This window comes from Cupriavidus phytohabitans (assembly GCF_000426345.1).
Classification (GTDB): Bacteria; Pseudomonadota; Gammaproteobacteria; order Burkholderiales; family Burkholderiaceae; genus Cupriavidus.
Genome location: NZ_AUFE01000156.1, coordinates 1 through 5174 on the forward strand (window position 1 = coordinate 1; position 5174 = coordinate 5174).

Here is a 5174-nt window from a genome sequence, read left to right on the forward strand (position 1 = left end):
GCGCAAGACAATCCGCCGGATCAGCAGAAACTCGCCGCCTGAGAACCGGCCACGATCAACCTTCGTACACCAGATTTGACTTTATCTCGTGGCTGCCTGGAATTCCCTTCTAAGTGCCCATAAGCGCTTGGCGCTCTCAGACATCTTTTTCCGGGTTTCCGGAGACATGTTCAACTTTGCCTGTCGCATACGCTCGCGTGTCACTACCGATCGCACCTTGCCGGTGTTTCCGTGCTGGAAGTGCATATTTCCTCCAAGAGAGTGGAAAGCTGGGAAGGGGCATTCGTAGATAACCATTCAAGTGCAACGGCTTTTTTAACCTTATGCCTGGGTCCGTCATATCCTGACAGCTGGATATAGAGGCGGGTGATGGCGTTCTGCTGCGTGGCTCTTTGGGAGAGCTTTGCCCGTGTCTCCGGACTGCGCATTGCTGTGAAATGCCTGTCTCTGACCTCAGGCTTGTGCATTGGATTGCGCTCACCTCTGAATTTGGCGCGAACGTGCTCCAGGCGCATTGGATTGGCGTCTCCGGAAAGGGGATGCATAGTTTAGGCCTCCTTAAGACGTTGATTTATATTATCTTGCGTCTCAGAAGTTGCAAACCGATATTGATTAAGGCGCGTCAGTGAGGGATTAGAGCCAATCAAGGGGTAATTATTCTTGGCGATTTAGAGCGACACTCACTCCTTTTTCATGAGTGGCGACCTTAAACCATTCGAACAATATCAGAAACTGAAAAATATGGGCACCGCTTTTGAATTTCTCGAGTAAAATTTAAGCAAGCCCCCCGCCCCGTTTTAGTGCGAGCCGCCCGTAAGGCCGTTGGCTTCAGAAATAATTATCATTAATGATGTAGGTGGGGGAGGATGCATTGCCATCAAGGTGATAGGGGCCTTTGCCTGGCCCATGAGCCAATGTCCTTGATGTGCTTATCCCAATCAAACGCAATGTGCTGATCGGTTCATGGTGTATGTATCTGATACACACCAGCCATAGGTGTTAGCCCATATCAGTTTGATGGTCCCACCGGAATACACACCAGCCAAGGCAGGAAACCCCAGCTCCCCGGCTATAGGACCTATTAAGCACACCGGCCAATGGGCACCGGGGACCACCGGACCAAGGGGCTTTGGAGACCCCTTTGCTGCCCGCCGGACCAGCGCCGTGCGGCTCTGGGCCGCGTGCGCAGGTGGCCTAATGGGTAGGTAGCTGCTTGGGCTTCCCGCGGTCCTACGTGGTCCTGGCGGCCATTTGGCAGCATATGCGCTAATAAGCTCATTGGCACCGGAGCCGGGGCGCAACCTTGCCATGGGTTCCATCAGAAAGGCTCGCCTGTTTCTTATGCACCTTTTCTTATGCACCCTATAAGGGAAGATGCATTGGTGCATAAGAAATTTTCCCCTCCGGGTCCTCGGGAGGAGAGAGAGCTTGAAAGCGCTCTCCTCTCCCTCCGGTGCGAGGGGTTTCCCCCGGCTCTTTTGCTTATGCATATCTAATGCACCAGAGCAGATGCATTAAATTCAAGGCTAATGTTCTAAGCTGCATAAGCCTTTCCGGGTAGTTTTCGGTTCTTATGCACTTTTAATGCACCAGATCTTATGCAATAACCCAGTTTCGCGCCTAGTTTTGTGCCTAGTTATGCTCTTTATTGCATTTCTTCCCCCTCATCTTGATCGATCAACACATACCACCGGTCTTTCTTGCTCTTGCCCATCTGTTCGAGCAACTTCTCCCCAACTAATTCACTCAGGGCCTCATTTACCCCATTCCTATTCCTTCCTCCTTCCAACTGTTCGGAAAGCATAGTTCCATTAGGCTTGAGTCCGACTGATCCATTCTGGAAAGCCTGAAGGATCCGATCCTTAAGAGTCATTTCAACTTTTCTGACATCGGCTTCCACCTGGCGGAACCCGAAGCCATTTCGGACGAAGAGTACTGGAACTCGTTCTTCATCTGGAATATAACTATTCTTAGGTCGTAGCAGTTCATAACCGACCTCATTCCCACTGAGTGAACCGATTCCTGGCCAATGTTCAGTTGGGTTCTGGTTATGGCAAGGATGATTGTCTGGAAAGTACTTCTTGCAGACGAAGACCATCCGGCAGCCGTCTGAGAAAGCGGAGCCACCGCGACCTGCATATTGGTGTCCATCCCCACGGCGGGCCGATTCCTTACCCGTGTGATGGGAAAACATGACGGCGCAATCTAGCTTTCCACAGATCCTCTTGCCGGCCTGGACGAGCATGTCTTCCCCGTCATTGACCTTGGCTTCGCCAGGACCGAAGCGGATTGCCGGGTCGAGCACGATCATCGACGGCTTGACGTCCTTGAATCTCTCGATGATCTCATCGACTGATTCGCTATGGCTTAATACACTACCCTTGCAATTCACTAGCCTGTATTCCAGATTGGAACTGGCATCGACCATATAGAAATTGGCCTTGACTTGCTGCCGTTGTTCCTTAGTGAGGTTAAGGTCATCCAGCATCTTGAAGAACCTCTGGCCGAACAAGCGCCGGTTGTCCTCACGACTGAAAAACACAACTGGACCCGGTCGCTCGATCTTGTAGCCCATGAAATCCTTGCCTAGGATGATGTGGATCCCGAGCAAGGTGATCAGGGTAGTCTTGCCTATTCCGCCGGGGGCAATGAATTGGGCAACATCCGCATAAAGCAACAAGGCAATGATCGGAGTAATCGGCACTTCGGCCTCGGCCTCGTCGGCATCGCTGAACAAGAACTTCTGGATGTCTGAAAGGTCTAATTCATCCTCTTCTTCGACGTCCGGCTCCTCTTCATTTTCTTCCTTCCTGGTCCGCCATCCTGGATCGTACTTGTCGGCGAGCGTAAAGATGTATGGATAGTGGATGATTTCATGGTCTGCCTTGTTCCTATTGATGACAAAGTCTGTATCCCACTTCGCGCCTTCCTTCTCCTCTCCGCCATAGTTTATGGACTTAGCCGATGCATCGATCCACATTGCCTTGGCCACATCAGTGGACAAGTTGAATTCTTCACAGTAGTGCTTGAGTGCCCAGCCAACACCCATCCATTCATCGCGGTCGTCGCAAGGTACTGACCTGAGCGCCTTTTCTAGCAGCGCACCCTCATGGACTGCCTTGAATGCAAGCTCACCCTCATCGCCTTGTGTCCTAGACTTTTTCTGATTCCGTTGGCTGGCTCCCCTGATGGATTGTGCGTCGTAATAGAAGTCTGTCAGGTCTGCTGGCTCTAGGCCATCGCACCCTTGCCAGATATCACCGGTCAGAGTGAAGAACCGGCGACGGGCATATACTTCAACTTGCTTTTTGCCATTGGTTTCCTTGATGAATACAGGCGGCATTTCACGCCATTCTTCAGTGGTATAGCCAAGTGCATGCAAGCCTGTACCTGATGGACTCTTCTCGATATAGGCACCCGCCTGCTTCATTGCCATCAGGAGCTTGTAACCACGATGGCTCTTGATCAGGTTGCCGTCCGCATCCAGAATGTGGTCGAAGTCGACGCCTATCAGGCCACCACTGATGGCAATGCCCATGCCGTCGAATTGCCCTCTGATGGCGATCTCACGGGCTTCAGTGTAGTGATGCAGCTGGCGCAGGTCCTTCAGGGTGTCCAGCTCTAGCGGATGCGCCTTGGTTCCGCCACGTGGCTTGTCGCGGTCATAGTAAGGGTATTTGCGATTCCGGCACAGGAACAGGGTAGGCTGCTCGGCCTTCCTGATCAGCGCGGCAATGCCCGGCGGGATCTTCTTCGGGGGCATCTGCTTGGCAGTAAGATACTCGTGCCCATTGGCATCTTTCCGGATTGGTTGTCTCTTGGCAGCGCGCCGGGCAACCTCTTCTGATGTGGGTGAAGGCATAGATACACTCCTTAAAGGCAGTATTCCCCAAGCCCGAAAAAGAGGAGGTCCGATGCGAATTGATGAGATATAATCAAGATCGAACCCCCAGGTTCATTTAAATGCTTTTGCCGGGTCAGGATTTACACTCCCCTGATCTGGCTTTTCTTTTCTGGTGTTCCCTCCTTTCTTTCCTTTTTTCTCTTTCCTGGCATTCTCTTGCTTCCATATCAGCAATTTGTATCTGAAATTGGAGTTTGAATACTCGCCTAATACTCTCGATAAAGTCGTCTAAACTATTCCACCTGTTACTATTTGATGGAATCAGGATGCGACCATCAGGATCTATGAGGAAAGATACTTTATCAAAATCAAATCTTATGGATTTCCTTCCTCTAGCCGTAATCGGATCGAGAGTTTCCTCATCCCACATGATAATGGTTTCAAGAGTATCTTCGATTAAAGATATAAGTACTTCTGAAGGATCCAATATCTCGTCTTGAAGAAGATATCCACATTTCCATCCTGGATTGGCTTGGCAGTGTCCGTTTTCCATACCCCCTCCTTCATATCTATTCCTTTCAGTCCAAGCCCTTGAGCTGACCTTCCGGGTCAATGCCTTTCAGTTTCTGGAGCTTGATCGGATCCACAGTGAAATCGATCAACCAGACATGCCGGGCGCCATCCATCCAATCGCGCTGCACGCTGCCTTGACCCATGAACCTGACGGTCCTGATGGACTTCCAGTCGTTGGCGTACGTCTGCTGGCGGACCTTCACGAGCATGCACTCGATTGCTGCCTCGGAAGGATTCCCCTTCACGAGGACTAATATTTCAGTCATGATTTATCTTTCCTTTTTCCTGTTCACTTATTAGGAACTGAGCCAATGATCTGAAGCTTGCCTAATACAGAAAGGCGCTTCAGATAGGCATTCATGTTTGCCGTGCTATGTGTTGGAACACATCCATCATCATATAAATAGTCGGACCTGAAAAATTCAGTCTGAGAGCTCAGCGTGACTGAAAGGCGGAGGATTCTGGGCCCTCATCAAACGACTGCGGCATGTGGGCTGAGTCGATTGGCGGCATCGGTGGCGAACCGGGCCATCCCTGTGAGCAAAGCTAAGACGAAAAAAAGCCCGCGGATACCGAGGCGGGCAATGGCCCGCAGCAGCCAACGGAGATTGAAGCCTGCGGCACAGAGGATCGGATGGACAGTGTCACCGATTTCGCCTTTCAACCAGTTCCGGCGCATGCCGTGATCCGCTTTGACATGACCGATGACAGGCTCGACTGCCTGGCGACGTTTGAGCATTCTGCGCTGGCGGCGATT

The 5174-nt window shown here is 51.3% G+C and carries 4 protein-coding genes; all 4 read right to left on the reverse strand.

What is annotated here, in order from left to right; translation table 11 throughout:
* Positions 1-1645: 1645 nt before the first annotated feature.
* Positions 1646-3862 (reverse strand): AAA family ATPase, encoded by a 2217-nt coding sequence (locus K309_RS0133755; RefSeq protein WP_084402702.1) that lies wholly within the window; start codon positions 3860-3862, stop codon positions 1646-1648.
* Between the two features lie 115 nt (positions 3863-3977).
* Positions 3978-4397 (reverse strand): hypothetical protein, encoded by a 420-nt coding sequence (locus K309_RS42255; protein ID WP_156914540.1) that lies wholly within the window; start codon positions 4395-4397, stop codon positions 3978-3980.
* 25 nt (positions 4398-4422) lie between these two features.
* Positions 4423-4683: a hypothetical protein gene (locus K309_RS0133765; RefSeq protein ID WP_029050330.1), complete on the reverse strand. Its 261-nt coding sequence runs from the start codon at positions 4681-4683 to the stop codon at positions 4423-4425.
* 206 nt (positions 4684-4889) lie between these two features.
* The coding region (locus K309_RS41205) for a transposase (protein WP_232232629.1) at positions 4890-5174 on the reverse strand (285 nt) is incomplete at its 5' end.